Here is a 24,914-nt window from a genome sequence, read left to right on the forward strand (position 1 = left end):
CGGAGAGAAGTTATGTTTGAACCTATGGAATTAAGCAACGACGCGGTGATTAAAGTCATCGGCGTTGGCGGCGGTGGCGGCAACGCCGTCGAGCATATGGTGCGTGAGCGCATCGAAGGCGTGGACTTCTTCGCGGTGAATACCGATGCTCAGGCATTGCGTAAGACGGCGGTGGGCCAGACCATTCAAATCGGCAGCGGCATTACCAAAGGGCTGGGGGCCGGCGCCAATCCCGAAGTGGGCCGCAACTCCGCCGAAGAGGACCGCGAAGCGCTGCGGGCCGCGCTTGAAGGGGCCGATATGGTGTTCATCGCCGCCGGTATGGGCGGTGGTACCGGTACCGGCGCCGCGCCGGTTGTCGCGGAAGTCGCCAAGGATCTGGGTATTCTGACCGTGGCTGTGGTCACCAAGCCCTTTAATTTTGAAGGCAAAAAACGGATGGCGTTCGCCGAGCAGGGCATTGCTGAACTCTCCAAGCATGTCGACTCGCTTATTACCATCCCTAACGACAAGCTGCTGAAAGTCCTGGGGCGCGGTATTTCGCTGCTGGACGCGTTCGGCGCCGCTAACGATGTATTGAAAGGCGCGGTGCAGGGTATCGCCGAGCTTATCACCCGCCCGGGGCTGATGAACGTCGACTTTGCCGACGTGCGCACCGTGATGTCGGAAATGGGCTATGCCATGATGGGCTCCGGCGTCGCCTGCGGCGAAGATCGCGCGGAAGAAGCGGCGGAAATGGCCATTTCCAGCCCGCTGTTGGAAGATATTGATCTGTCCGGCGCCCGCGGGGTTCTGGTCAACATTACCGCGGGCTTCGACCTGCGTCTGGACGAGTTTGAAACCGTGGGTAACACCATCCGCGCTTTTGCCTCCGACAACGCCACGGTGGTTATCGGTACCTCGCTGGATCCGGATATGAACGACGAACTGCGCGTTACGGTGGTCGCGACCGGCATCGGTATGGACAAACGACCGGAAATCACGCTAGTGACCAATAAGCAGAGCAGCCAGCCGGTGACGGATAACCGCTACCGCGATCATGCCGCGGGCATGTCTTCGCTCAATCAGGAGCAGAAAACGGCGGCCAAGGCGGTCAATGAGCAAAACGCCCAGGGGAGTAAGGAACCCGACTACCTGGATATTCCGGCATTCTTGCGTAAACAGGCGGATTAAACCGTGCAGTTTTGGGAAACACCGCTCTTTGTGCTAAACTGGCCCGCCCACTCTTCCCTATACTGTGTGGAGTAGGCGGCATGGTTAAACATTGCGAGAGAAACAGATAATCAAACAGCGTACATTAAAACGTATCGTGCAGGCCACCGGTGTGGGGTTACATACCGGCAAAAAGGTCACACTGACACTACGCCCTGCACCGGCAAACACCGGTGTCATCTATCGTCGAACCGATTTAAACCCGCCGGTGGATTTTCCCGCGGACGCCAAGTCGGTGCGCGACACCATGCTTTGCACCTGTCTGGTGAACGAGCACGATGTGCGTATTTCCACCGTAGAGCACCTGAACGCGGCGCTGGCGGGGTTGGGAATCGACAACATCATCGTTGAAGTGGATGCGCCTGAAATCCCGATCATGGACGGCAGCGCCAGCCCCTTCGTCTACCTGCTGCTGGATGCCGGTATTGAGGCGCTTAACAGCGCCAAAAAATTCCTGCGTCTGAAACAGGCGGTGCGCGTCGAGGATGGGGATAAATGGACCGAACTGGCGCCGTATAACGGCTTTACGCTCGATTTCACCATCGACTTCAAACATCCTGCGATTGATGCCAGCTCGCAACGTTATTTCCTGAACTTCTCCGCGGAGTCGTTCGTTCGCCAGATAAGCCGTGCGCGTACCTTTGGCTTCATGCGCGATATTGAATACCTGCAATCTCGCGGCCTGGCGCTTGGCGGCAGTTTCGACTGCGCTATCGTGGTCGATGACTACCGGGTGCTGAACGAAGACGGCCTGCGCTTTGAAGATGAGTTCGCCCGTCACAAAACGCTCGACGCCATCGGCGACCTGTTCATGTGCGGTCACAACATCATCGGCGCGTTTAGCGCCTTCAAATCTGGCCACGCCATGAATAACAAGCTGCTGCAAGCGGTACTGGCGCGTCAGGAAGCCTGGGAACTGGTAACCTTCGAGGATGAGGCTGAACTGCCGCTGACGTTCAAAACCCCTTCCTTCGTTATGGCCTGAACGAGGTCGCGGTGATGCAGTGTTATTGCGGCATTCCGGCTTGTCGCCGGCAGGGTTAACTGTCTGGCGTCTATTTCCCGCGACTGGCGGGGTTGGCACTCTCTCCGGCCAGCTCCGCCAGTCGTTCCAGCGCGTTCTTTAATTTTCCTTCGCTGCGCGCCGCCACATGGCGAATAGAGGCCGCGCTCTGTACGCTCAAACGCCGTGGCTTTTCCCCCAGCGGCCGGCAACTTGCCCGGCCGCTGTCGTTATTTTGCGCATTCAATTCCTGTTTTCTCGCCAGGCCAGGGTTAATCCTGATGTCGATAGACGACAACGATGGTAGAATCTGCGTTCCTAACGCAGACAATAATTGAGGTTGTTCATAGCGTAACCGCATCAGCCAGCTGGCATTAGCGGTTTCCAGTACCAGCACTCCCTGGCGGACGTTGGCGACACGGCACCAGGGGCGCAGCAGTGTCGGCAACAGCGCGTTGACCGCGCGGTTGAGCTTCAGCAGCAGGATGGCGCGCTGCTGAATCTTTGACAGGGACACGCGGCCCGTGTCGGCGGCGTCGCCAAGTAGGCTGTTGATGGGATGTGGACGACTATCGCGCATAACAACACTCCGGCGGAAGACATTATCGGATAATGGGTATTCTAAATCGTTGGCGACAAATTGGCAGACGTTATTTCTGGCCGCATCTCCTGTTGGGGATGGTCGCGGCCGGCTTTGGCGTGTCTTTGTTGCCAGGCGGCGGTCAGGAAATGCCGCACCAGGCCGACAATCGCCCCAGTCTCAGCCGGCAAAGTGTTTTTCAGGCCGGCTTCAGCCAGCTGGCGCGGCTGAAAGATGTCCCGCGTCGCCCCACCTACGCTGTTGACTACTGGCATCAGCATGCCATACGTACCGTCATCCGTCACCTCTCCACTGCCTGGGCGCTCGTGCCGTTGCCCGAGGCCGTCGCGCCGCTGTGCGTGCAGCATCAGGTACTGCTGACCACGCTGGGTCTGTTGCTCAACCGCGAAGCGCGGCAGCCGGTGCTGGTCCGCCGGCTGCGGTCAACGGGCCACATCGCTTTCATCGATAACCGTAGCGGCATCCGTCTAACGCAGCAGCAGGGAATACGCGCCGGCCCGCGCGCCGCCGTCTGACGCTGAAGGACCGTAACTTTTCCGCAAACGACTTTTTGGCCGTCGATGGACGGTGCCGTGATGAGATGTGACTGACTATGCTAGCAAAATTACTTACCAAAATTTTTGGCAGCCGTAACGATCGTACCTTGCGCCGTATGAGCAAGGCGGTGGACGCTATCAACTAGATGGAACCGGCGATGGAACAGCTGAGCGATGAACAGGTCGCGGCCAAAACCGTTGAATTCCGCGACCGTATCGCTCAGGGGGCGACCGTTGACAGCCTGTTGCCGGAAGCTTTTGCCGTGGTGCGCGAGGCCAGCAAGCGGGTGTTCGGGATGCGCCATTTCGATGTGCAATTGATGGGCGGTATGGTTCTTAACGACCGCTGCATCGCCGAGATGCGCACCGGTGAAGGGAAAACCCTGACCGCTACGCTGCCGGCCTACCTGAACGCCCTGAGCGGAAAAGGTGTGCACGTGGTCACGGTGAACGATTACCTGGCGCTGCGCGATGCGGAAAACAACCGCCCGCTGTTCGAGTTTCTGGGGCTGAGCGTCGGCATCAACCTACCGGGGCTGCCGGCACCGGCCAAACGCGCCGCTTACGCCGCCGATATCACCTACGGTACCAACAATGAGTACGGCTTTGACTATCTGCGTGACAATATGGCGTTTAGCCCGGAAGAGCGGGTGCAACGCAAACTGCATTACGCGCTGGTGGACGAGGTGGACTCCATCCTTATCGATGAGGCGCGTACCCCGCTGATTATCTCCGGCCCGACGGAGGACAGCTCGGATATGTATCGCCGCATCGATAAGCTTATCCCCCATCTGATTCGTCAGGACAAAGAAGACTCCGAGAGTTTTCAGGGCGAGGGGCACTTCTCGGTGGATGAGAAGTCCCGCCAGGTGAACCTGACCGAACGCGGACTGGTGCTGATTGAAGAGCTGCTGGTGAAAGCCGGCACCATGGAGGAGGGCGAATCGCTCTACTCGCCGGCCAACATTATGCTGATGCATCATGTGACCGCCGCTTTGCGCGCCCACGTGCTGTTCGCCCGCGACGTGGACTATATCGTCAAAGACGGTGAAGTGATCATTGTCGACGAGCACACCGGCCGCACCATGCCGGGACGCCGCTGGTCCGACGGGCTGCACCAAGCGGTGGAGGCCAAGGAAAATGTCGCGATCCAGAATGAAAACCAGACGCTGGCGTCGATTACCTTCCAGAACTACTTCCGCCTGTATGAGAAGCTGGCCGGTATGACCGGTACCGCCGACACCGAAGCATTTGAGTTCAGCTCCATTTATAAACTCGATACCATCGTGCTGCCGACCAACCGTCCCATGATCCGTAAGGATTTGGCTGATCTGGTCTATATAACGGAAAAGGAAAAAATCGACGCCATCATCGAGGATATTAAAACCTGTACAGAACGCGGTCAGCCGGTCCTGGTGGGGACGATTTCCATTGAAAAATCGGAGCTGGTTTCCGGCGAGCTGGAAAAAGCTGGCATTGCGCATAAGGTGCTGAACGCCAAATTCCATGCCATGGAGGCCGACATCGTCGCCCAGGCAGGCCAACCGGGGGCGGTCACCATCGCCACTAACATGGCCGGGCGCGGTACCGACATCGTGCTGGGCGGCAGCTGGCAGGCGGAAGTCGCGGCCCTGGAGTCCCCGGACGAGCAGCAGATCGCCGCCATCAAGGATGCCTGGCAGCCGCGCCATGAGGCGGTGCAGGCCGCTGGCGGCCTGCATATTATCGGCACCGAGCGCCATGAATCGCGCCGTATCGACAATCAGCTGCGCGGCCGCTCCAGCCGCCAAGGCGACGCCGGCTCTTCCCGTTTTTATCTGTCGATGGAAGATGCCCTGATACGTATTTTCGCCTCCGATCGCGTCTCCGGCATGATGCGCAAGCTGGGCATGAAGCCCGGCGAAGCTATTGAACACCCCTGGGTCACCAAGGCGATTGCCAACGCCCAGCGCAAGGTGGAAAGCCGCAACTTCGATATTCGTAAGCAATTGCTAGAATATGATGATGTCGCCAACGCCCAGCGCCGTGCGATCTACACCCAGCGGAACGAACTGCTCGACGTGGCGGACATTAGCAAGACCGTCAAGAGCATCCGCGAAGATGTGCTGAAAACCATTCTCGATAGCTACATTCCGCCGCAGTCCCTGGAGGAAATGTGGAATGTACCGGGGCTGGAGCAGCGCCTCAAGGATGACTTCGATCTGGATATGCCCGTCGCCCAATGGCTGGACGACGAACCGGCCCTGCACGAAGAAACCCTGCGCGAGCGAGTGCTAGAACAGACGCTGGTTCAATACCAGCGTAAGGAAGAGATCGTCGGCAGCGATATGATGCGCAATTTTGAGAAAGGCGTCATGCTGCAAACGCTGGATTCTCTGTGGAAAGAGCATCTGGCGGCGATGGACTATCTCCGTCAGGGCATCCATCTGCGCGGTTATGCGCAAAAAGATCCGAAACAAGAGTACAAGCGCGAATCTTTTGCCATGTTTGCCGCCATGCTGGAGTCGCTGAAATATGAAGTGATCAGTACGCTTAGCAAAGTGCAGGTACGCATGCCGGAAGAGGTAGAGGCGATGGAGCAGCAGCGGCGCGAAGAGGCCAAACGTCTCGCCATACAGCAGCAGTTGAGCCATCAGACGCCGGTGGAGGAACTCACCCAGGGGAGCGCGGCAGCAGCGCAGGAAGGTCGCAAAGTCGGGCGCAACGATCCCTGCCCGTGCGGTTCGGGCAAGAAGTTCAAGCATTGCCACGGCAAACTGCAATAATGTCGGCATCTCGCGGTCAATAGTCGCACATCACGCCCGGTACCCCGGGCGTTTTTGTGAAACCGGTTTACACTTTTTCTAGGGCGCGCGGCCTGGCTGTACAGGACAACGTGAAGGAGCGCTGACAGCTATGACGATACGAACCATTGCGGTGGGCATCATTCGTAACGCCCGGCGGGAGATCTTTATCGCCCGCCGCCCGGCGGACGTGCACATGGGGGAATTTTGGGAGTTTCCAGGCGGTAAGGTGGAGCCGGGAGAGACCCCCGAGCAGGCGCTGTATCGCGAATTGCGCGAAGAGACCGACATTGACGTCGAGCGTGCCCAACTGCTGGCGACCACCCAGCATGCTTTCGCCGAGCGGCAGTTGGCGTTTTATTTCTATCTGGTGGAGCAGTGGCGCGGCACGCCCTGCGGCAACGAAGGACAGCCGGCACGCTGGTGCCCGCAGCAGGCGCTGCGTGCGGATGAGTTTCCACCGGCCAACGCGGCCATCATCCGCCAACTGACGGCGGACTAGAAGAGCGCGTGGGGCCAGCGGGATAGCGCCGCGGTGCCGCACAGTCAGTGGCGCAACGCATAGCGCACCCAGTCGCGCGAGGGGCAAGGAGGGTGCACTCTTCGGCGTGCCGGGTTGTCGGCCGCTCATGCTAGCCGGCGGCAAGCGCATCGTACCGCTAACGGCTGACGGGGATAACCAAGGTAAGGTGGGAGTCTGGGCGCGGCATCCGGGGGAAGCGTGTCGCCTGCGGCGGCAGATACAGCGCCGCCGGTGCGGTCCTCTCAATGGCGGGTTTCATCGCTCCACTCATCGCTATCGGTAATTTGCACATCGCTTGGAATGCGTTTTTCCTCTTCCGCCCATTCGCCCAAATCAATCAACTGGCAGCGTTTGCTACAAAACGGCCGGAACGGGCTTGTCGGGCTCCATTCTACCGCTTTGCCGCAGGTGGGGCAGGTGGGGCAGGTGACGTTAACGATATCGTCGCTCATAATAGCGTTCTCCTAACAACAGGCCAGTTCAAACGGCAGACGGTTCGGCACCACGCCGTTATCGCTGTCCAGGGATAAAAAACGGATAGCATAACGGGTTTTATGGCCGGATACTTGCGGATAGAGTTGATGCTCGACTGGGATGCGCAGCCGCAGCAAATCGCTATCATCGACGTTATCCTGGAAAAAGCCGTTTAAACTGATCTGGTTCTTGAACGGCCCTGAATGGCGCACGATATCCAGTATGCGGATCAGCGCGGCGTTAAGCGGATCCAGCGTTTGCAGCCAGCCGTTTACCTGCGTATCCCGCTGCGGCTGCGGCAGATGGAGCCAGATATGCAGCGCCGGCAGGTCGAAGCTACAGCACCCGCTGGGTATGGAAAGCCGCTGGCGTACAGCGCCGATCAGGCGATCCTCGCGCAGCAATTGCCCCAGGCGCGGGGCCGCCATCAGCGTCGTAGCGCAGCGTTTGAACTCGGTGCGTAGGGCGCTGACGCGTTCGCTGTCGACGCCGGGCAGGCCCTCCCATTGCAATAACTTTTGCTGCTGATGATCGAGCTCTTTCAGCATTTCACTGCGGATATCGCTGCGCTCCAGAACGTCCAGCAAATCGGCCAAGGTATGAAAAAACGTCAGTGCGTTAGTCGTCTCGCTTAATGCCGGATGTCGGTAAAGCTGCTGTAGTAGAAACTCCAACCGCAGCCAGGTACGCATTTTTTCATTTAACGGGTGTTCAAACAGCACCGTTGTCGAGTAAACGTCACTCATGGTGATTTATCCTGTCGGATTGCTGATGCCGCAAGCGCAAGATAGCGTTGATGCAAAGTAGCAACGCTATCCGTTATCTCCTCGGGGCGCCTGCTATTATCAATAATATCGTCCGCGCAGGCCAGACGCCGCTGACGCGACACCTGCGCCGCCAGAATGTTTTCCACCTGCTCGCGGCTGACGCCGTCCCGGCTGACGGTGCGCGCGATCTGGCGCTCGCGGTCCACATCCACCACCAGCACCCAATTGGCGCGCTGCTGCAGGTTATTTTCGATCAGCAGCGGCACCACCCATAGCACGTACGGCGCGCGGGCGGAGCGCAATTGCTGCTCGGTTTGTCGTTGAATAAGCGAATGAAGCAGGCCATTAAGCCAGGTTTTTTCTGCCGGGTCGCTAAAAATACGCGCTCGCAGCGCGGCGCGAGCTAGCGAGCCGTCCGCGCTTAACATCGCCGGGCCAAAACGTTGTACGATGGCGCGCAGAGCTGGACTTTCCGGCTGCACCACTTCCCGGGCGATGACGTCGGCATCCACCAAGGGCACGCCAAGCGCGGCAAAGGCGTTGGCCACCGTGCTTTTACCGCTGCCGATACCGCCGGTCAGCGCCACAATATATTGGGTCACGTTAACTGCCTCACCCTGAAAGAGAATCTCTCGGCATAAGGTAAATTGGTACGATTGTAGCGTAAAATGGGCAGATTTCGCAGTCTTGCCCTAACTTTAATCCCGCGTATGATACCGCTACTGGAATAGGCAAATTGTATTCAATATTGATTAGCGACTCGTCGCCTTTTACCAGGAAAACCCTATGCGTATTGAAGAAGACGTGAAGTTAGGTTTCAAAGATGTCCTTATCCGGCCTAAGCGCTCTACGCTGAAAAGCCGCGCCGATGTTGAACTGCAGCGCGACTTCACCTTCAAACACCCCGGCATTCGCTGGTCCGGCGTGCCGGTTATCGCCGCGAACATGGATACCGTCGGCACATTTCATATGGCCGAGGCGCTGGCCGCATTCGCCGTGCTCACCGCGGTGCATAAACATTATAACGTGGATCAGTGGCGTGAATTTGTGGCGCGGGCGCCGGAATCGCTACTGCGTCATGTGATGGTGTCTACCGGGACCTCCGCCGCCGACTTCGAGAAACTGAAGCAGATCCTGGCGCTGTCACCGCAGCTAAATTTTATCTGCATTGATGTCGCCAACGGCTATTCGGAGCATTTTGTGACCTTCGTCCAGAAAGCTCGCGAAGCCTGCCCGGATAAAGTGATTTGCGCCGGCAATGTGGTCACGGGCGAAATGGTGGAGGAGCTTATCCTCTCCGGCGCCGATATCGTCAAAGTGGGTATTGGTCCCGGCTCGGTATGCACCACGCGGGTAAAAACCGGCGTCGGCTATCCCCAGCTGTCGGCGGTGATCGAGTGTGCCGATGCCGCCCACGGTCTGAGCGGTCAGATTGTCAGCGACGGCGGCTGCGCGGTGCCGGGCGACGTCGCTAAAGCGTTCGGCGGCGGCGCGGATTTAGTGATGCTAGGGGGGATGCTGGCCGGCCACGATGAATGCGAAGGCACCATCGTCGAGGAAAACGGCGAACGCTTTATGCTGTTCTACGGCATGAGTTCTGAATCGGCCATGAAACGGCATGTCGGCGGTGTGGCTGATTACCGCGCTGCGGAGGGTAAAACCGTCAAACTGCCGCTGCGCGGGCCGGTGGAATATGCCATCCGCGATATCCTCGGCGGTCTGCGCTCCGCCTGCACCTACGTTGGCGCATCACGATTGAAGGAGTTGACCAAACGCACCACGTTTATTCGCGTTGCCGAGCAGGAAAACAGGATCTTCACCCAGTTGTAAACAGCGTCAGGCGGCGAACGGGACGTCGCCGCCTTAACCTGTCCCCGGTTGCGTGGTTCAGCGTTGCTGTCAGCCTGCCGTTTCGATGAGCGTCTCTCGGCCCTGCAAATAGATGTGACGGCGGCGCCCCCGACCGCTCCGTCCTTCGGCCTGCAACCGTGCGCGGCGGGTGTGCCGTAGTCGCGATCAAAACTGGCTAAAGACCTCTCCTAACTGCAGTAGCGGTAAATAAAGCATGACCACCAATCCGCATACCATGGTGCCCGTCAGCAACAGCAGAGCAGGTTCAGCTAGCTGCGCCAGCTGTTCGGCCTTCTGCCGCGCCTGCTCGCCGTGTAACCCCGCGCCAGCTGCGACGAAACCTCGTCCAGCGTGCCGGTGAGCTTGCCGCTGCGAATCAACCAGCGGCAATGCACCGGAAACAGCGACATCGGCGCCAGCGCCTGATGCAGCGCCTTGCCGCGGCGCCGATCTGCGCCAGCAGACAGCGCCCGCCTGCACGGGGTATTCGGCGGCCAGCAGCGTTAGGCTTTCCCGCAGCGGAAGGCCGGCATGCAGCAGCGAGGCGAGCCGGTCGGTAAGGGCAATCAGCGTTCAGCGTTGCCAATAGCGCGCCGGCAGCCAGCCGTGAATGCGCAGGCGAAAGGGCTGGTAGCCCTGCGCTACTAAACGCAGGCCGCAGTCGCGGCGGCTACGGCCTATCATCTCTCCCCGGCAGAATCGTCCTTCGGCGCACAGACCCTGCCAACGCCAGAGCCAGCGGCCGCTCATGGCGAATTACCCAAAACGCGCCTGAGTTCGGCGGACGAGGTTGTGTCCTGCTGCCTGCCAGCCGCCTGCCGCGACCTCCACGGGCGCCTCAGGCCGAGGCGCACGCCGGCAGACGGCGTCGTCAGCGCACAGCGTGTGTAGCGTTGAAAGGACCAGATGGCCGGCGCGGGCAGCGTTCAGCGCTACGGCAGCGGTTTCCGGATCGCGGATCCCGCCAGCCATCAGCACGTCCGGGTCTTGATGCAGCAGCGCCCCGCAGCAGCGGCGGAAAATCCAGCCGCACCCGGGGATTGACCTGACATTGGTTAATACCGGTCAACGGCACCTCAACCGGGTCCTCCACGCTGCAAATATTGAGCGGACGCCAGCGCAGCATATTCAGCATGGCGTAGAGCGTCAGCGTCTTACCGCTACCGGGTAGGGCTGGTAATCAATATCAGCCCGTGGAGTTGCCGCAGCGCGTCGCGCACGCGCCGCCTGAGAGGGAGGCGCCGGCATACCTAATTTTTTAGGCGTCAGGCGCTGTGGCGAGCAGCGTAACAAACATAGTACCGCTTTTTCTCCATATAGCGTGGGCCGTGTGGAAAGCCGCAGTGAACACAGCAGGCCATCGCCGAACGCCGGTAGCCCGTGGGCGAACAGGAGGGTTCGATGTGGATATCCGACGCCTCGCGACAGAGCGCGCGCTGCAGCAGCAAATCCAGCGTGCCGGTTACCGGCATATCGTCGCGCAGCGGAGTACCTGTCACCGGCCAGCGCGCCTCGGCATGCGTACGGTTGAACATTACGCATCCTCGTGTTCAGTGCTTTGAAATAACGCCTCGCACGGCGCGGCAAGATGGCCGTCGGCCGCGGTGTCGCAGCGGTGCTGCCAGAGCAGACCGTCGCCCTGTGTTTCGGGCGTCATCACCAGCGTCAGCCCCGCCAGGGTTCGGCGGCCGGTCAGACTTATCACGCCCTGGCGCATGCTGACGCTGCTGACATAACGGGAACGACGGCTGGCCGGAATACCCAGCCGACGGCATTGCAGCTATCGATGTCGCCCTGCTGCATGGCGCACAGCTCCACCGCTAGATGGTAGTGGCTGGAGCTGCGCAGCATATCGGTCAGCGCCGCGCGATTCAGATAACGTTGATAGCCGGGCGGCGCAATTACGCTAAGTATAGCGATGATGGCGATCGCCACCATCAGCTCCATGAGAGTAAATCCACGCTGACGATGCATATCTGGCCCCTTGGGTGAACGAAAACCCCTTCACCCTAGCGGCTCGGCAGACGCCCGGATAGCGGCGGAAAGAAAAAGTGGCAGACGGATTCGGCTCTACCCCGCGCGGCTGCAGGTTGTGACAAGTAAATTGCGTGGCCGCGCGCAATAGTGATCGTTAATGAAAACGCATGGAGAGATCTAGCGCCCGTAGATGTTTAGTCAGTGCGCCGACGGAGATATAATCGACGCCGGTCAGCGCGCAATCGCGCAGCGTAGCGAGCGTAACATCACCGGACACCTCCAGCACCGCTCGTTGGCGGGTCACCGCTACCGCTTGCCCCATATCTTCACGGCTGAAGTTGTCGAGCATAATGATATCGGCGCCGGCATCCAGCGCTTGATGCAGCTCGTCCAGAGATTCCACTTCGACTTCCACCGGCACATCGGCGCGTAGCGCCACGGCGTTGACGACGGCATTGGCGATGGAGCCGGCGGCGATGATATGATTTTCCTTGATGAGGAACGCGTCCGCCAGTCCAAGCCGGTGATTGCTGCCGCCGCCGCACAGCACCGCGTATTTCAGGGCGGTCCGAAGGCCCGGCACGGTTTTGCGCGTATCAAGCAGCGTGGTACCGGTACCCGCCAGCGCAGCGACATACCGTTTCACTTCGCTGGCCACGCCGCACAGCGTCTGGACGAAATTGAGCGCGGTCCGTTCACCGGTAAGCAGCAGGCGCGCCGACCCGCTCAGCCGGCACAGGGGTTGATTGGCTAGAATGTCATCGCCATCCGCAACCAACCACTCAATCGCCACGCCGCCGCCCAACTGGTTGAATACCTCTTCAAGCCAGCGTTGGCCGCAAAAAACGCCATTTTCGCGAGTGATAATCACGGCGCTGGCCTGACTGTCCACCAGCAGCAGCGCGGTGATATCGGTCTGCGCGTCGGTGCCGCCGCCCAGATCTTCTTTCAATGCGGCGCTGACCGACAGCGGGATATCCTGTTGAATTCGAGCAAGCAATTCCGCCCGGCGGCGCTCAACGTTGTAACGGTGGGTAAACATAAAAATCTCCGTATCTGCGGATAAAGGGAAGCGACGATTCATGCTACCCTGAAGCCGGGCGAAGTACCATACTCGGTAAAATAAGGTCAGCATGCGGTTGGATTGCAGATGTGAAGCGCGTGCCTTCTCCCCATTGCGACGATCGACCGGCGAACGTATTTCCTACGTTGCTGGTGGTGCACAATATCAGTTTGCCGCCGGGCCAAACTGGCGGTCCCTGGATAGATCGGCTGTTTACCGGTACGCTGGATCCTGCGGACGATCCCTATTTTGCCACTATTTGGCAACTGCGCGTGTCCGCGCATTGTCTCATCCGGCGGGATGGGGAGGTGGTGCAGTATGTTCCCTTTCATCGACGCGCCTGGCACGCGGGAATGTCCTGCTATCAGGGGCGTGAGGGCTGCAATGATTTTTCCATCGGCATCGAGCTGGAAGGGACCGATACGCTAGCCTATACCGACCCCAGTATCACCAGCTTGACGACGTGACCCGCTTGTTGATGCGCCATTATCCCATTACGCCGGCGCACATTACCGGCCATAGCTATATCGCATCGCGCCCGAGCGGAAAACCGATCCAGGACCGTCCTTCAACTGGCACTATTTTCAGCAATTATTATCACCACAGGCTGACGACATTTAACAGGGAGACGCGGGTTATGACGCTGTTTACATTACTATTGGTGCTGGCCTGGGAGCGGTTATTCAAACACGGCGAACATTGGCAACTGGACCACTGGCTTGAGCGGCCGTTCAGCCGTCTGCGCGAGACGTCGCTGGCGCAGACGCTGATTCTGGCGCTGTGCTGGATGTTGCTGGTCGCGGTCTGCCTGCGGCTGGCCTCAGGGTGGTTTTACCAAACCCCGTTGCTGCTGCTGTGGGTCAGCCTGGCACTATTGTGCATCGGTGCGGGCGGGATCCGGCGCCATTATCGTGACTATCTGATTGCCGCCGCCCGCGGCGATATCGATGCCAGCGCGGCGATGAGCGAAGAGCTGGCGTTAATACACGGCATGCCGGTGGAAGGTGCTCCGGCGGAACGGTTGCGCGAACTGCAAAACGCGCTGCTGTGGAGCAACTTCCGGTTTTATCTGGCGCCGCTGTTTTGGCTGGTCATCGGCGGCCTCTGGGGCCCCGTGCCAATGGCAGGCTATGCCTTTTTGCGCGCCTGGCAAACCTGGCTGGCGCGCCGCTCAACACCGTTGAAACGCGCGCGCTCCGGCATCGATTTGCTGCTGCACTGGCTGGATTGGCTGCCGGTGCGGCTGGCGGGTGCGGCCTATGCCCTGCTGGGGCATGGCGAGAAGGCGCTGCCGGCCTGGTTCGCTTCGCTATGGGATATCCATAGCAGCCAGTATCAGGTTCTCACGCGGCTGGCGCAGTTTTCGCTGGCGCGCGAGCCGCATCCGGATGCGGTGCAAACGCCCCGCGCCGCGGTGTCGCTGGCGAAAAAGGTCACTTTGGTGATTGTGGTGGTGGTGGTGGCGCTGTTGATTATTTACGGCGCGCTGCTCTAGGCTGCCCACCCGTCGCCGGCCCGGTAACACCGGCCGGCGCGGGAACCGGGAATCAGCGTGCGGCTGCGCACGGGCCGGAGGTTTTCAGCGCGAAGCCGACACCCAGCACCACCAGGGAATCCGGAATCAAATATACCGTAATCGCCATGCTCGGGGTGAGCAGCATAATCACCAGAATACTTGCCATGAAGAGCAGGTAAAAACAGTTGCCCACCGGGCACCACAGCGCCGGAAAGCGCGGAATGACGCCCTGTTGCGCTTTTTTGCGGCGAAATTTCCAATGCGCTAGACTGATCATGCTCCAATTGATTACCAGCGCTGACACCACCAGCGCCATCAGCAGACCAAAAGCCTGACCGGGCATCAGGTAGTTGCGCAGCACACGAAACGCCGTGTGCGGCCACCGGCACGCCGCGCTGGTCGACTTTCGCCAGCGATTGTGTGCCATTGCCTTGGCGGGCCAGACCGTACAGCATGCGGCTATTACTGCAAACGCAGCTGTTGTAGACCGACAACGCGGCGGTCGGTCAGGACCACCAGATTGAGTATATGGGCTACCCAGTAGCTGTTAAGGGATTAGAAAATCAGGACAACCGGGCTGCCGCCCTCTACCCCTTTGGCCCAGGGGTAGAGCGAAAGCAGGATCGCCAGCGCACCGATATAGAATATCAGGATGCGGTAAATGACCTGATTGGTGGCTTTAGGAATACTGCGCGTCGGGTCGTCGGCCTCGGCGGCGGTAATACCCCACCAGCTCCAGACCACCGAAGGAAAACATGATAACCGCCATGGCCATCAGCAAACCTTTGCCGCCGTGCGGGAAAGAAGCCACCCTGCGCCCATAAGTTGGTGACGCTGCCCTCCGGACCGCCACGACCGCTGAGCAGGAGCCAGGCGCCGAAAACGATCATCGCGACGATGGCGATCACCTTGATAATGGCGAACCAGAATTCTATTTCACCATAAAGCTTCACGTTGGCCAGATTGATGGCATTAATCAGCAGGAAAAACACCGCCGCTGATACCCAGGTCGGCAGCCCGGGCGACCAATATTGCATATAGATGCCGACCGCAGACAATTCCGCCATCGCCACCAGGACATAGAGCATCCAATAGTTCCAGCCAGAGGCAAAACCGGCGAAATTACCCCAGTATTTATAGGCGAAGTGACTAAACGAGCCCGCTACCGGCTCATCCACCACCATCTCGCCCAGCTGGCGCATGATAAGGAAAGCGATAAAACCGCCGATGGCATAGCCCAGAATAACCGAAAGGCCGGCCATTTGTATGGTTTGTGCAATCCCCAGAAACAGGCCGGTACCAATCGCGCCGCCCAAAGCAATGAGCTGTATATGGCGGTTTGTTAGTTCGCGTTTCAGCGTCTCGTCGTACTGTTGACCTTCCATTATCGAATCCTCTGTCGTTAAGGCGGGCAAGTACCTGGATGCCGGCCTGCGCTGTGTTTGTCCACGGTTACGGTTGTTGTACGTTTTAATTTACGCGGCCTGGCGCGGTATTTTCGCGTTCGGGCTGTCGCGGCGGGCAACAGAATAGTGATGTGTCGGCAGGTTTGCACGGGATTTATGACGCTTAATGAGGAATAAATCGGTGACGTCGATAGACGGACTAAAGAAACCCTTCTTTCCAGGAAAACTGGGGGCCTTAAGGGGATGCATGACTATGCATTTTGCAGCGGTTTTCTCGACAAAACACACCTGACGCCTCCTTGTCGGGCGCAGGGAACGTTTCACAGAGGTTAATAACCTTTTATAGCGTAAAACAGATTATGCTGGAGAGCGGGCCTGATGCAGCACAGATGTAAGGCTTTTGTGAGAATGTGCGCGATTTGATGATTTAGGTCAAAGCCACGATGGACAGAAGGTGAATACCTTGTTACTTTTAGCACCGTGTAAATGTAATTGGTATTACCAATTGACTCCGCGCCATCCGCTGAGAAAACAAGAAATGGCCTATAGTAAGATCCGCCAACCCAAGTTATCGGATGTCATAGAACAACAGTTGGAATATTTGATTCTGGAAGGGACGCTGCGACCCGGCGAAAAACTGCCCCCCGAGCGTGAACTGGCCAAGCAGTTTGACGTATCCCGCCCCTCACTGCGGGAAGCCATCCAGCGATTGGAAGCCAAAGGCCTGCTGCTACGTCGGCAGGGTGGAGGGACGTTTGTGCAAAGTAATTTATGGCAAAGCTTCAGCGATCCGCTGACTGAACTGTTGGCGGAGCATCCTGAATCGCAATACGACCTGTTGGAGACCCGCCACGCCCTTGAAGGGATTGCCGCCTATTATGCGGCGCTGCGCGGTACCGAGCAGGATTTCGAGCATATCCGTGAATGCCATCAGGCGATTCAGGCGGCGCGGGACAGCGGCGATCTTGACGCGGAAGCCGATGCCGTCATGAATTATCAAATTGCCGTCACCGAAGCCGCGCATAATGCAGTTTTATTGCACCTGGTGCGCTGCATGGGGCCGATGCTGGAAAACAACGTGCGTCAAAATTTTGAATTGCTCTACTCGCGCCGGGAAATGCTGGCGCAGGTGAGCAGCCACCGCGCCGGAATTTTCGCGGCGATAGTTGCGCGCGAGCCGGAAAAGGCGCGCAAGGCGTCACATCGCCATCTGGCGTTTATTGAGGAAATTTTGCTGGACCTTGGCCGGGAACATAGCCGGCGGGAACGATCGCTTCGACGTCTCCAGCAACGCAAAGATTAAGCTTCCGGAAACGGCAGCCCACGCGGCAGCAGAAGCTATGGGCCTGTCTTCCTATGTTCTGATGGCCAGAGCATAGGAAGACAGGCTCCAACTAAACCAATATTAAAGATAGATAAGGAACACCACCATGTCAGAATGTTTGTACAATGACGTGGATCCGATCGAAACACGCGACTGGCTCCAGGCGATCGAATCGGTTATCCGTGAAGAAGGTATTGAACGCGCGCAATTCCTGATTGATCAGGTGCTGGATGAAGCGCGCAAAGGTGGGGTCAGCATTGCGCAAGGTGCCACCGGACGCAACTACATCAACACAATTTCGGTCGAAGAGGAGCCTGAGTATCCCGGCAACCTGGAACTGGAGCGCCGCATCCGTTCCGCCATTCGCTGGAATGCCGTGATGACCGTGCTGCACGCGTCGAAGAAAGATTTGGAACTGGGCGGCCACATGGCGTCATTCCAGTCGTCCGCCACCATTTATGAAGTGTGCTTCAACCATTTCTTCCGCGCGCGCAACGACAAAGACGGCGGCGACCTGGTCTACTTCCAGGGGCACATCTCCCCCGGCGTGTACGCCCGCGCCTTCCTTGAAGGTCGTCTGAGCGAAGATCAGATGAACAACTTCCGCCAGGAAGTGCACGGTAAAGGGTTGTCATCCTATCCGCATCCGAAGCTGATGCCGGAGTTCTGGCAGTTCCCGACGGTGTCGATGGGCCTCGGCCCGATAAGCGCCATCTATCAGGCAAAATTCCTTAAATATCTGGATCACCGCGCGCTGAAGGACACCAGCAATCAGACCGTGTACGCCTTCTTGGGCGACGGCGAGATGGACGAGCCGGAATCGAAGGGCGCCATCACCATCGCGACCCGCGAGAAGCTGGACAACCTGGTATTCATCATTAACTGTAACCTGCAGCGTCTGGACGGTCCCGTCACCGGTAACGGCAAGATCATCAACGAGCTGGAAGGCGTGTTCGGCGGCGCCGGCTGGGAAGTGATCAAGGTGGTCTGGGGCAGTCGCTGGGATGAGCTGCTGCGCAAAGACACCTCCGGCAAGCTGATTCAGCTGATGAACGAAACCGTCGACGGCGACTATCAGACCTTTAAATCGAAAAACGGCGCCTATGTACGCGAGCACTTCTTTGGTAAATACCCGGAAACCGCCGCGCTGGTGAAAGACATGAGCGACGATGGGATTTGGGCGCTCAACCGCGGCGGCCACGATCCGAAGAAAATTTATGCTGCTCTGCAAAGGGCCAAGAAAATTACCGGCAAGCCCGTGGTGATCCTGGCGCACACCATCAAAGGCTACGGCATGGGTGTGACCGCGGAAGGCATGAATATTGCCCATCAGGTGAAGAAAATGGACATGGAAGGGGTGCATTACTTTCGCGATCGTTTCAACCTGAACACCATTACCGACGAAAAGATTGAAGCGCTGCCCTACATCACTTTTGACGAAGGGTCCGAAGAGCACACCTATTTGCACGAGCGCCGTAAAGCGCTGCACGGCTATCTGCCGAGCCGTCTGAAGGATTTCACCAAGCCGCTGGAGCTGCCGACGCTTGAAAACTTTGCGCCGCTGTTGGAAGAACAGAAGAAAGAGATCTCCACCACCATCGCTTTTGCCCGCGTGCTGAACGTGATGCTGAAGAACAAGTCGATCAAAGATCGTCTGGTCCCGATCATTGCCGACGAAGCCCGTACCTTCGGGATGGAAGGTCTTTTCCGCCAGATAGGCATCTACAGCCCTAACGGTCAGCAGTACACGCCGCAGGACCGCGAGCAGGTCTCCTATTATCGCGAAGATGAAAAAGGGCAGATCCTGCAAGAAGGGATCAATGAGCTGGGCGCGGCCTCCTCCTGGCTGGCGGCTGCGACCTCCTACAGCACCAACGATTTGCCGATGATTCCGTTCTACATCTACTATTCGATGTTTGGTTTCCAGCGTATCGGCGATCTGTGCTGGGCGGCGGGCGACCAGCAGGCGCGTGGCTTCCTTATCGGCGGCACCTCGGGGCGCACGACGCTGAACGGTGAAGGCTTGCAGCACGAAGACGGCCACAGCCATATCCAGTCGCTGACCATTCCGAACTGCATCTCCTACGATCCGGCCTATGCCTATGAAGTCGCGGTCATCATGCATGACGGTTTGACCCGGATGTACGGTGATAAGCCGGAAAACGTCTACTACTATCTGACCACGCTGAACGAAAACTACGCCATGCCCGCCATGTCGAAAGGCGCGGAAGAGGGTATTCGAAAGGGGATCTACAAGCTGGAAACGCTGGATGGCAGCAAAGGCAAAGTGCAACTGATGGGCTCCGGCGCCATTCTGCGCCACGTGCGCGAAGCAGCGCAGATCCTGTCGAAAGACTATGGTGTCGGCTCCGATGTGTACAGCGTAACCTCGTTCACCGAACTGGCGCGCGACGGCCAGGATTGCGAGCGCTGGAACATGCTGCACCCGACCAAAACCCCGCGCGTGCCTTATGTGGCCACCGTGCTGAACGATGCGCCAGCGGTGGCGTCCACCGACTATATGAAACTGTTCGCCGAACAGATCCGCAACTTTATTCCTGCCAGCGAGTTCCGCGTTCTGGGCACCGACGGTTTTGGCCGTTCGGACAGCCGCGAGAACCTGCGTCATTACTTTGAAGTGGACGCCAGCTATGTGGTGGTGGCGGCGCTGGGTGAATTGGCCAAACGCGGCAATATCGGCGCTGATGTGGTGGCGCAGGCCATCAGCAAATTCGGCATTGATGCTGACAAAGTCAACCCGCGTCTGGCGTAAGAGGTAGAGTAAATCAATGGCTATTAAAATCAACGTACCGGATATCGGTGCAGATGAAGTGGAAGTCACCGAGGTCCTGGTCAGCGTGGGCGATAAGGTCGAGGCCGAGCAGTCGCTGATTACCGTGGAAGGCGATAAAGCATCGATGGAGGTGCCGGCGCCGTTCGAGGGTATCGTCAAAGAGATCAAGATTAACGTCGGTGATAAAGTCAGCACCGGTTCGCAGATTATGGTGTTCGAGGTGGAAGGCGCCGCCCCCGCGCCGGCCGCCGCCAAGGAAAGCGCCGCGGCTGTGGCTCCCGCGCTGGCATCAAACGCCAACAAAAGCGCGGCTGCCGCCCCGTCATCGTCCGAAGGCAAAAATAAATTTGCCGAGAACGACGCCTATGCGCACGCTACTCCGGTGATTCGCCGTCTGGCGCGCGAGTTCGGCGTCAACCTGGCGAAGGTAAAAGGCACCGGGCGCAAAGGCCGTATCCTGCTTGAAGATATTCAGGCTTACGTCAAAGAGGCGGTTAAACGCGCCGAGGCCGCGCCTGCCGCTGCTGGCGGCGGTTCGCTGCCGGTGCTGCTGCCGTGGCCGAAGGTGGACTTCAGCAAGTTCGGCGACACCGAAGAGGTGGGGCTGGGCCGGATTCAGAAAATCTCCGGCACTAACCTGCACCGTAACTGGGTTATGATCCCCCATGTGACCCAGTTTGACGAAGCCGATATCACCGAAGTGGAAGCCTTCCGCAAACAGCAGAACACCGAAGCCGAGAAGAAGCCGGATGTGAAAATCACCCCGCTGGTGTTTATCATGAAAGCGGTCGCCAAGGCGCTGGAAGAGCTGCCGCGTTTTAACAGCTCGCTGTCGGCGGACGCCCAGAAACTGACGCTGAAGAAATACATCAATATCGGCGTGGCGGTTGATACCCCGAACGGCCTGGTCGTGCCGGTGTTCCGCGATGTGAACAAGAAAGGCATCGTTGAGCTGTCGCGCGAGCTGGCGAAGATCTCGAAAAAGGCCCGCGCCGGCAAACTGACTTCGTCGGATATGCAGGGCGGCTGCTTCACCATCTCCAGCCTGGGCGGCATTGGCGGCACGGCGTTCACGCCTATCGTCAATGCGCCAGAAGTGGCGATTCTCGGTGTATCAAAATCGTCGACGAAACCGGTATGGGATGGTAAAGAGTTTGCACCGCGGCTGATGCTGCCGCTGTCGCTATCCTATGACCACCGGGTCATCGACGGCGCCGACGGTGCGCGATTCATCAGCTTCATCAATAACGTGATGTCTGATATTCGCCGCTTGGTGATGTAACCTCCAAGCCAGCCCGCGGGCCGGCCTGCCTGTTTTCTGCGTCGCTGCCGGTGGCAAAGGGCTGCCCTCGGCGTTACCAACTCAACAAGCGCCGTCGTAACATACTTTGCAGTCTATTAACATTTTTGTAAACTATGCAAGATGGAGACGTCCCGGTGGACACAGCGCGTTATTCAAATACACGCGATAAAATAAACGTCTAACCCGCCGGACAATCAACTAAGAGGTCATGATGAGTACTGAAATAAAAACTCAGATCGTGGTACTTGGGGCGGGCCCGAGCGGGTATTCCGCGGCATTCCGCTGTGCGGATTTAGGTCTGGAGACCGTCCTGGTGGAACGTTATTCCACCCTTGGCGGGGTTTGCCTTAACGTAGGCTGTATCCCCTCCAAAGCATTATTGCACGTCGCTAAGGTTATCAAAGAGGCCAAGGCGCTGAGCAAAAACGGTATCGTCTTTGGCGAGCCGCAAACCGATATCGACAAAGTGCGCACCTGGAAGGAAAAGGTGGTCAATCAGCTGACCGGCGGTCTAAGCGGTATGGCCAAAGCGCGTAAGGTGAAGGTGGTGAACGGTTACGGTAAATTTACCGGTGCCAACACGCTGCAGGTGGAAGGCGAAAACGGTACCACTACCGTCACCTTCGACAATGCCATTATCGCTGCGGGCTCACGCCCGATCCAGCTGCCGTTTATCCCCCATGATGATCCCCGCGTATGGGACTCTACCGATGCGCTCGCCCTGACGTCGGTGCCAGAGCGTCTGCTGGTGATGGGTGGCGGGATCATCGGTCTGGAAACGGCCACCGTTTACCACGCGCTGGGTTCGGAAATTGACGTGGTGGAAATGTTTGATCAGGTCATCCCGGCTGCCGATAAAGACGTGGTGAAAGTGTTCACCAAGCGCATCAGTTCCCAATTTAACCTGATGCTGGAAACCAAAGTTACCGCGGCGGAAGGGCAGGAAGACGGCGTATATGTCAGCATAAAAGGGAAAAAAGCGCCGTCGGAAGCCCAGCGCTATGACGCCGTGCTGGTCGCCATTGGCCGCGTGCCAAACGGCAAGCTGCTGAATGCCGGTCAGGCTGGGGTAGAGGTGGACGATCGCGGTTTTATCCGCGTCGACAAACAGATGCGCACCAATGTGCCGCACATTTACGCTATCGGCGATATCGTCGGCCAGCCGATGCTGGCACACAAAGGCACCCACGAGGGCCACGTGGTGGCGGAAGTCATCGCCGGCAAGAAACACTATTTCGATCCTAAAGTCATTCCGTCTATTGCCTATACTGAGCCGGAAGTGGCATGGGTCGGCCTGACGGAAAAAGAAGCGAAAGAGAAAGGCATCAGCTATGAAGTCGCCACTTTCCCGTGGGCAGCCTCCGGGCGCGCCATTGCTTCCGACTGCCAGGACGGCATGACCAAGCTGATTTTCAATAAAGAAAGCCATCGGGTCATCGGCGGCGCCGTGGTCGGCGTCAACGGCGGCGAGCTGCTGGGCGAAATCGGTTTAGCAATCGAAATGGGCTGCGACGCGGAAGATATCGCGCTGACCATCCATGCGCACCCCACGCTGCATGAATCGGTGGGTCTGGCGGCGGAAGTGTACGAAGGTACCATTACCGATCTGCCCAACGCCAAAGCGAAGAAAAAGAAATAAAGTTTCTGCGGTCATCCGCAAAAAAAGCGCCCGCAGGCGCCTTTTTTATTGCGTCATGTGCGCTTGCCGCCCGTCGCCCATCGTCGTTATCGGGCTGCGCCAGATTAAACAGTTCACAGGCGGTTGTGTCCCCCACCGTAAAACGGGTTAAAAGTTGTCTCACCTCCGGGCGATAAATCGCGGCGCCGATGTAGTCAATTAACTATAATAAATGAGACCTGGCCAGGTATTTTAGCAGCGCATCCTCTCGGGTCATGTAGCCCGTGAGGCAAAGCGCCCTTAAATCTCTATAGTCAGTTTCCCGAAGCGCCGTTTTCAACCGACTGCCGCAAAATTCATCGTGGGTGGCGCAGCGATTGGCAAGCGCCAGCACATCATGGCGAAAATGTGCCGGAAAACAGGCGCTATCGTCGCTATCGGTAATGCGCAGAAGGTTCGCGCGGCCGTAGGCGGGATCGTCAAGCACGGTATGGAGTTTTTGTCACATCGCCGGCGCGGCGGCCATGCTTTCGATTTGCGATTGGATGTACCGTTCCGGCGTCAGCTGTTCACGGATTTCCGCCAGCGCATCGTCCAGCGACTGACAGACTTTCATCGTGCAAACTTCAGCAAACTGATGTTCCAGACGGTAATCTAGCGGCGGCGATTGATAGATCCGATGATCATCGATTTGCAGCAGATAAAACCACGATACCTGTTTTCGCGGTTCGTAGAGGAGCGCTAGCTGAAATACGCCGCGATACTCGCCGTCGGCAAAGGCGCGTAACTGCATAAAGCGGGCAACCATCGTTGCCGGGGAGAGAAGAGATGATATCCATATTATGATGCCTCCGTCGTAAAGGGTAACCAGCTAATGCTAACCACCTGCGATTGGCAAACCGTTATTGCCGTGACTGGGCGCTTTTTGCAATTCGAACGGTGTGGCCTGGCATAGGCGGTTTGCGGACCCCAAAACAGGGCGGTTCTCAGTTAGGTGATTGAAAAAGATAAGAATGAGCGGTTGGTGATGATAAGACGGTGCATGCAAAGGGGATGAGGTGGAGCGTGCTTTGCCAGGTCGAAATAACGCCCCCCCGAGCCGCGCCGGCGTGTCGGTTAGGATCGAGCGGGCGTTGAGCCTTGTGCAGCGGCGTAGCGCGTTAGGACGCCATCGCTTCGGCTCCGGTTTCGGCTTTTGTTGCCGCTGCGACGGCAGCGCGGCGGTGTTAGCTTCAACCACGACGTTGGCGTCCGCAGCGGTGAGAGTTTCAGCGTCAGCAACGGTGTTAACGTCTGCTGCGGCGACGATGTCAGCTTCAGCTTCGACTTCGCCATTGACCATTGTATTGGTTGCAGCGGCGCGAACGCTTTGGGGGATACCGTCGGCAGAGCCCCTGGCTGGCCGCCCTGTGCGGCGGCGCTGCCAACGGCAGCAGCTTGCGTCGCGAATATCGTTCTGTTCGGCAGAGGCAGCGGTATCCGCGGCGTCAGTCTCGTCAGCGGACGGCTCGGTTGAGGCTTCGATGCTGCATGCCGGTTCCTCCACGGCGGGAGTGGAGGGGGCAATGCGCTGGCGACAGCGGCTCCAATCTTTTTCGCCCGCCAATGCGGCGAAGAGGCAATATCGAGCGGCTGCGTTTTCATCTGCGCGTCAACCAATTGTACGACATCTGGCAACGTAGGCAATAGCACATTCAACGCACCCGCCAGGAAGCTGCGGGTATATTCTCCGGTCACACGCTGTTCAGGGTTGCTGCTGCTCTTGCTGCCCACATAATCGAGATTGGAGGGATTATCCCGGTTCAGCGACCAGAACGAGAGCGAAGACAATCCATGCTGGGCGGCAAAGGCGCCAACGTTGAAGGCATTGTCCAGAGTAAATATGGTGCCATCGTCATTGCGGCCTATCATGGGCGTCATGCCGATTTTCGCGAAGCGCGTTTTCTCGGAAAGACCGGGATAAAGTGTTTCGGCTGGCGGCTAGCGGCTCCCGCCGTGCGGCTGTCCGCCTTGTCATGAGTCGTTAAAGCCTTATCGTTTCAGCCAAATATCATGTTGCTTTTATGTAAACAAATTAACAAGGCGGTTAAATACCGATAAACTGGCGCTTGCCCAGCTGGATAACAACAAACCTTTTCTAATAAATGTATCGCCGGTGAGGAA

Annotated in this window: 22 protein-coding genes and 5 pseudogenes; 12 read left to right on the top strand and 15 right to left on the bottom strand. The window is 58.2% G+C overall.

The features are described from left to right. The first annotated feature begins 12 nt into the window (after window positions 1-12). Window positions 13-1,173, top strand: a complete 1,161-nt coding sequence (gene ftsZ / locus ACTBDU_RS01815; protein ID WP_438805350.1) for a cell division protein FtsZ — start codon at window positions 13-15, stop codon at window positions 1,171-1,173. A gap of 106 nt (window positions 1,174-1,279) precedes the next feature. Further along, window positions 1,280-2,197: a UDP-3-O-acyl-N-acetylglucosamine deacetylase gene (gene lpxC / locus ACTBDU_RS01820; protein ID WP_438805392.1), complete on the top strand. Its 918-nt coding sequence runs from the start codon at window positions 1,280-1,282 to the stop codon at window positions 2,195-2,197. Window positions 2,198-2,267: 70 nt separating this feature from the next. Here the strand turns inward: lpxC and ACTBDU_RS01825 are convergent, their stop codons facing one another. Next, a complete protein-coding gene (locus tag ACTBDU_RS01825) occupies window positions 2,268-2,795 on the bottom strand; it encodes a DUF721 domain-containing protein (protein WP_438805351.1) in 528 nt (175 codons plus the stop codon). 29 nt (window positions 2,796-2,824) lie between these two features. Between ACTBDU_RS01825 and secM the strand changes: the two genes are divergently transcribed. The 3 genes and pseudogenes from secM (at window position 2,825) to mutT (ending at window position 6,637) form a co-directional block, all read left to right on the top strand. After that, complete coding sequence (gene secM, locus ACTBDU_RS01830; protein ID WP_438805393.1) at window positions 2,825-3,331, top strand: secA translation cis-regulator SecM; 507 nt, start codon at window positions 2,825-2,827, stop codon at window positions 3,329-3,331. A 77-nt stretch (window positions 3,332-3,408) separates the two neighbouring features. After that, window positions 3,409-6,117, top strand: a pseudogene (secA, locus tag ACTBDU_RS01835) (preprotein translocase subunit SecA). Window positions 6,118-6,247: 130 nt separating this feature from the next. Further along, entirely contained in the window at window positions 6,248-6,637 is a 390-nt protein-coding gene (gene mutT, locus ACTBDU_RS01840) for an 8-oxo-dGTP diphosphatase MutT (protein WP_438805352.1), read from the top strand. 263 nt (window positions 6,638-6,900) lie between these two features. On the opposite strand, the gene yacG is transcribed toward mutT, so the two are convergent. From yacG to coaE, 3 genes are read right to left on the bottom strand one after another with little or no spacing between them, the layout of a single operon-like run. Further along, window positions 6,901-7,110: a DNA gyrase inhibitor YacG gene (gene yacG, locus ACTBDU_RS01845; protein ID WP_438805353.1), complete on the bottom strand. Its 210-nt coding sequence runs from the start codon at window positions 7,108-7,110 to the stop codon at window positions 6,901-6,903. 12 nt (window positions 7,111-7,122) lie between these two features. After that, a complete protein-coding gene (gene zapD, locus ACTBDU_RS01850) occupies window positions 7,123-7,878 on the bottom strand; it encodes a cell division protein ZapD (RefSeq protein ID WP_438805354.1) in 756 nt (251 codons plus the stop codon). Continuing rightward, window positions 7,875-8,501 (bottom strand): dephospho-CoA kinase, encoded by a 627-nt coding sequence (gene coaE, locus ACTBDU_RS01855; RefSeq protein ID WP_438805355.1) that lies wholly within the window; start codon window positions 8,499-8,501, stop codon window positions 7,875-7,877. Before coaE ends, zapD begins: the two co-directional genes overlap by 4 nt. A 184-nt stretch (window positions 8,502-8,685) precedes the next feature. Here coaE and ACTBDU_RS01860 point away from each other — a divergent pair, with 184 nt between their 5' ends. Next, window positions 8,686-9,729, top strand: coding sequence for a GMP reductase (locus ACTBDU_RS01860; protein ID WP_438805356.1), 1,044 nt, complete (start codon window positions 8,686-8,688; stop codon window positions 9,727-9,729). 186 nt (window positions 9,730-9,915) lie between these two features. Here ACTBDU_RS01860 and ACTBDU_RS01865 read toward each other — a convergent pair whose 3' ends face one another. The 7 genes and pseudogenes from ACTBDU_RS01865 to nadC all read right to left on the bottom strand — a co-directional run bounded on the left by ACTBDU_RS01865 (window position 9,916) and on the right by nadC (window position 12,769). Beyond that, window positions 9,916-10,140, bottom strand: coding sequence for a hypothetical protein (locus tag ACTBDU_RS01865; protein WP_438805357.1), 225 nt, complete (start codon window positions 10,138-10,140; stop codon window positions 9,916-9,918). A gap of 183 nt (window positions 10,141-10,323) precedes the next feature. Further along, the gene (locus tag ACTBDU_RS01870) at window positions 10,324-10,500 is read right to left on the bottom strand and encodes a hypothetical protein (RefSeq protein WP_438805358.1); all 177 of its coding nucleotides are present in this window, start codon (window positions 10,498-10,500) and stop codon (window positions 10,324-10,326) included. Window positions 10,501-10,506: 6 nt separating this feature from the next. Further along, window positions 10,507-10,722 carry an ATPase, T2SS/T4P/T4SS family gene (locus ACTBDU_RS01875; RefSeq protein WP_438805359.1) on the bottom strand — a complete coding sequence of 72 codons (216 nt, stop codon included), beginning with the start codon at window positions 10,720-10,722 and terminating at the stop codon, window positions 10,507-10,509. Beyond that, window positions 10,622-10,885 carry an ATPase, T2SS/T4P/T4SS family gene (locus ACTBDU_RS01880; protein WP_438805360.1) on the bottom strand — a complete coding sequence of 88 codons (264 nt, stop codon included), beginning with the start codon at window positions 10,883-10,885 and terminating at the stop codon, window positions 10,622-10,624. Before ACTBDU_RS01880 ends, ACTBDU_RS01875 begins: the two co-directional genes overlap by 101 nt. Window positions 10,886-11,015: 130 nt before the next feature. Continuing rightward, the gene (locus ACTBDU_RS01885; protein WP_438805361.1) at window positions 11,016-11,285 is read right to left on the bottom strand and encodes a hypothetical protein; all 270 of its coding nucleotides are present in this window, start codon (window positions 11,283-11,285) and stop codon (window positions 11,016-11,018) included. Continuing rightward, window positions 11,285-11,724: pseudogene (ppdD, locus tag ACTBDU_RS01890) on the bottom strand (prepilin peptidase-dependent pilin). Before ppdD ends, ACTBDU_RS01885 begins: the two are co-directional and overlap by 1 nt. Window positions 11,725-11,881: 157 nt before the next feature. Further along, window positions 11,882-12,769, bottom strand: coding sequence for a carboxylating nicotinate-nucleotide diphosphorylase (gene nadC / locus ACTBDU_RS01895; RefSeq protein ID WP_438805362.1), 888 nt, complete (start codon window positions 12,767-12,769; stop codon window positions 11,882-11,884). A gap of 80 nt (window positions 12,770-12,849) precedes the next feature. Between nadC and ampD the strand changes: the two are divergent. After that, window positions 12,850-13,411, top strand: a pseudogene (gene ampD / locus ACTBDU_RS01900) (1,6-anhydro-N-acetylmuramyl-L-alanine amidase AmpD). 16 nt (window positions 13,412-13,427) lie between these two features. Further along, window positions 13,428-14,285: a beta-lactamase regulator AmpE gene (gene ampE, locus ACTBDU_RS01905; protein WP_438805363.1), complete on the top strand. Its 858-nt coding sequence runs from the start codon at window positions 13,428-13,430 to the stop codon at window positions 14,283-14,285. Window positions 14,286-14,337: 52 nt separating this feature from the next. On the opposite strand, the pseudogene ACTBDU_RS01910 reads toward ampE, so the two are convergent. Next, a pseudogene (locus ACTBDU_RS01910) lies at window positions 14,338-15,691 on the bottom strand (amino acid permease). A gap of 559 nt (window positions 15,692-16,250) precedes the next feature. Between ACTBDU_RS01910 and pdhR the strand changes: the two are divergent. From pdhR to lpdA, 4 genes and pseudogenes are all read left to right on the top strand, one after another. After that, window positions 16,251-17,015 carry a pyruvate dehydrogenase complex transcriptional repressor PdhR gene (pdhR, locus tag ACTBDU_RS01915; RefSeq protein ID WP_438805364.1) on the top strand — a complete coding sequence of 255 codons (765 nt, stop codon included), beginning with the start codon at window positions 16,251-16,253 and terminating at the stop codon, window positions 17,013-17,015. 127 nt (window positions 17,016-17,142) lie between these two features. Further along, entirely contained in the window at window positions 17,143-19,809 is a 2,667-nt protein-coding gene (gene aceE, locus ACTBDU_RS01920; protein ID WP_438805365.1) for a pyruvate dehydrogenase (acetyl-transferring), homodimeric type, read from the top strand. Window positions 19,810-19,837: 28 nt separating this feature from the next. After that, a pseudogene (gene aceF, locus ACTBDU_RS01925) lies at window positions 19,838-21,112 on the top strand (dihydrolipoyllysine-residue acetyltransferase); the annotation flags it as partial. Window positions 21,113-21,344: 232 nt separating this feature from the next. Beyond that, complete coding sequence (lpdA, locus tag ACTBDU_RS01930) at window positions 21,345-22,772, top strand: dihydrolipoyl dehydrogenase (protein WP_438805366.1); 1,428 nt, start codon at window positions 21,345-21,347, stop codon at window positions 22,770-22,772. A gap of 202 nt (window positions 22,773-22,974) precedes the next feature. Here the strand turns inward: lpdA and ACTBDU_RS01935 are convergent, their stop codons facing one another. The 3 genes from ACTBDU_RS01935 to ACTBDU_RS01945 form a co-directional block, all read right to left on the bottom strand. Further along, complete coding sequence (locus ACTBDU_RS01935; protein ID WP_438805367.1) at window positions 22,975-23,238, bottom strand: hypothetical protein; 264 nt, start codon at window positions 23,236-23,238, stop codon at window positions 22,975-22,977. A gap of 15 nt (window positions 23,239-23,253) precedes the next feature. Next, on the bottom strand, window positions 23,254-23,544 hold the full coding sequence (locus ACTBDU_RS01940) for a hypothetical protein (protein WP_438805368.1): 291 nt from the start codon (window positions 23,542-23,544) through the stop codon (window positions 23,254-23,256). 323 nt (window positions 23,545-23,867) lie between these two features. After that, window positions 23,868-24,662 carry a hypothetical protein gene (locus ACTBDU_RS01945; protein ID WP_438805369.1) on the bottom strand — a complete coding sequence of 265 codons (795 nt, stop codon included), beginning with the start codon at window positions 24,660-24,662 and terminating at the stop codon, window positions 23,868-23,870. Window positions 24,663-24,914: the final 252 nt, after the last annotated feature.

The organism is Sodalis sp. (in: enterobacteria) (genome assembly GCF_051710625.1).
In the GTDB taxonomy this organism is placed as follows: domain Bacteria; phylum Pseudomonadota; class Gammaproteobacteria; order Enterobacterales; family Enterobacteriaceae; genus JBPESN01.

Bases quoted from the DNA above. Each gene is read 5' to 3' on its own strand.
- ftsZ (WP_438805350.1), top strand. From the start codon at position 13: ATGTTTGAACCTATGGAATTAAGCAACGACGCGGTGATTAAAGTCATC.
- ACTBDU_RS01825 (WP_438805351.1), bottom strand. From the start codon at position 2,795: ATGCGCGATAGTCGTCCACATCCCATCAACAGCCTACTTGGCGACGCC.
- mutT (WP_438805352.1), top strand. From the start codon at position 6,248: ATGACGATACGAACCATTGCGGTGGGCATCATTCGTAACGCCCGGCGG.
- yacG (WP_438805353.1), bottom strand. From the start codon at position 7,110: ATGAGCGACGATATCGTTAACGTCACCTGCCCCACCTGCCCCACCTGC.
- zapD (WP_438805354.1), bottom strand. From the start codon at position 7,878: ATGAGTGACGTTTACTCGACAACGGTGCTGTTTGAACACCCGTTAAAT.
- ACTBDU_RS01860 (WP_438805356.1), top strand. From the start codon at position 8,686: ATGCGTATTGAAGAAGACGTGAAGTTAGGTTTCAAAGATGTCCTTATC.
- ACTBDU_RS01870 (WP_438805358.1), bottom strand. From the start codon at position 10,500: ATGAGCGGCCGCTGGCTCTGGCGTTGGCAGGGTCTGTGCGCCGAAGGA.
- ACTBDU_RS01875 (WP_438805359.1), bottom strand. From the start codon at position 10,722: ATGGCTGGCGGGATCCGCGATCCGGAAACCGCTGCCGTAGCGCTGAAC.
- ACTBDU_RS01880 (WP_438805360.1), bottom strand. From the start codon at position 10,885: ATGCTGAATATGCTGCGCTGGCGTCCGCTCAATATTTGCAGCGTGGAG.
- ACTBDU_RS01885 (WP_438805361.1), bottom strand. From the start codon at position 11,285: ATGTTCAACCGTACGCATGCCGAGGCGCGCTGGCCGGTGACAGGTACT.
- nadC (WP_438805362.1), bottom strand. From the start codon at position 12,769: ATGTTTACCCACCGTTACAACGTTGAGCGCCGCCGGGCGGAATTGCTT.
- ampE (WP_438805363.1), top strand. From the start codon at position 13,428: ATGACGCTGTTTACATTACTATTGGTGCTGGCCTGGGAGCGGTTATTC.
- pdhR (WP_438805364.1), top strand. From the start codon at position 16,251: ATGGCCTATAGTAAGATCCGCCAACCCAAGTTATCGGATGTCATAGAA.
- aceE (WP_438805365.1), top strand. From the start codon at position 17,143: ATGTCAGAATGTTTGTACAATGACGTGGATCCGATCGAAACACGCGAC.
- lpdA (WP_438805366.1), top strand. From the start codon at position 21,345: ATGAGTACTGAAATAAAAACTCAGATCGTGGTACTTGGGGCGGGCCCG.
- ACTBDU_RS01940 (WP_438805368.1), bottom strand. From the start codon at position 23,544: ATGCAGTTACGCGCCTTTGCCGACGGCGAGTATCGCGGCGTATTTCAG.
- ACTBDU_RS01945 (WP_438805369.1), bottom strand. From the start codon at position 24,662: ATGATAGGCCGCAATGACGATGGCACCATATTTACTCTGGACAATGCC.